The 549-nt window shown below is 61.4% G+C and carries 1 protein-coding gene; it reads right to left on the reverse strand.

Annotated features, from left to right (window positions below):
- Nucleotides 1-401 (reverse strand): hypothetical protein (locus AC5RWX_RS34160; protein WP_494100556.1); only part of this gene is annotated, 401 nt, incomplete at its 3' end.
- Nucleotides 402-549 lie beyond the last annotated feature (148 nt).

Here is a 549-nt window from a genome sequence, read left to right on the forward strand (position 1 = left end):
TCATCAGAGGCGCCCGGACGCGGCTCGGTGGCACCTTCGGCGCCCTCACCGGCCAGCTTTTCAACTTTCTTGCCAAGGATGCCGGAGTAGAGGGTCACTGCTGCACCCACCACCGTCACCGCCGTCTTGACTACAGTGTCGCGGGCCACGCCGTCCTGCTTGGCGATGCGCTCTTTGTTCTCCCACGCAATGGCGAGGTCCGCCACGAGGTGCGAAGCGAAGGCCGCTGTCTGGAACGGTGCCCACTTCATCCAACCGGCGCTGGAGAGCCGGGTACGCTCGGACGGATCCTTGGCTGCCGCCGCTGCCCCGTTCAGGCCGATGGCACCCATCAAAGATCCACCGAACCAGGCTGCTGCCGTCAGATCGTGAACTGACCGGGCAATGAGATTTCCTGCCATGATGTGCATTCCTATCGTTGAACTGGTTGAGATGCCGCGCCTGCGGACTTCACTTGCCGTGTCCCATCGAGGTCATGGTCCGCCCATGGTAAGCACACTTACTAATGTTACGAAAGCCCGTCTTGCTTAAGGCGGACCGCGTAATATC

This window comes from Arthrobacter sp. SPT-J7 (genome assembly GCF_059089965.1).